The organism is Clostridium sp. DFI.1.208, from assembly GCF_024463855.1.
In the GTDB taxonomy this organism is placed as follows: Bacteria; Bacillota_I; Bacilli_A; order Erysipelotrichales; family Erysipelotrichaceae; genus Clostridium_AQ.
Window position 1 is genome coordinate 1 of record NZ_JANGCA010000173.1, and the last position, 682, is coordinate 682.

The following is a 682-nucleotide window of genomic DNA, read 5'->3' on the forward strand; positions in this document are numbered from 1 at the left end:
GATATGAAGACGAAGGAATTCGTCGGCAAGGCGGCAAGTACGCTGTCCATCACGATAAAGGAATAGAGGAAAGAGGACCTATGGAAGAACGAAAAAAGGACGAAGGAAAGAAGTACAAGCACCTGTCGATGCTGTTGCTGCTCCTGCTGATCATCTGTCTGTGTGTCGGAGGCTGGCTCTTCTACAACAGCTGGCTGGACGATCAGAACAAGCTGGCAAGGGAGCGTGACGCACAGGAAGGCTATCTTCCCGGCATGACAGAGGAAGAGATCCAGAAGATGCTGGACGACAAGGTGGCAGAGGGAAGCGTACAGATCAATATGAACTCCAAGCTGGTATTCAAGGATGGAAAAGCGAAGGGCTATGTACGGATCGTGAACTCCCCGAACAATCATTACAAGCTGGTGGTGGAGATGATCCGCAAGGATACGTCGGAGACGATCTATCAGACAGGAGCGATGGATCCGGGGAACTATCTGGAACAGGACCGTCTGGATGTCGATCTGCCGAAGGGGGACTATCCGGTAAGCATCCATTTCCGCAATTATGACAGAAAGAGTGAGCAGTTCGTAGGAGAGGCAGTGACGGAGAATGTCGTACACATACTGAACTGAGAGGAGGTGTAAAGACATGAAGAAGGCAGCGATCCTGCTCATGATCCTGATGACGATGAGCCTGCAGA

General features: G+C 51.0%; 1 protein-coding gene. It reads left to right on the forward strand.

What is annotated here, in order from left to right; all coding sequences use genetic code 11:
- A partial coding sequence (locus NE665_RS23905) for a hypothetical protein (protein ID WP_256302704.1) occupies positions 1–614 on the forward strand: 614 nt, incomplete at its 5' end.
- Positions 615–682: the final 68 nt, after the last annotated feature.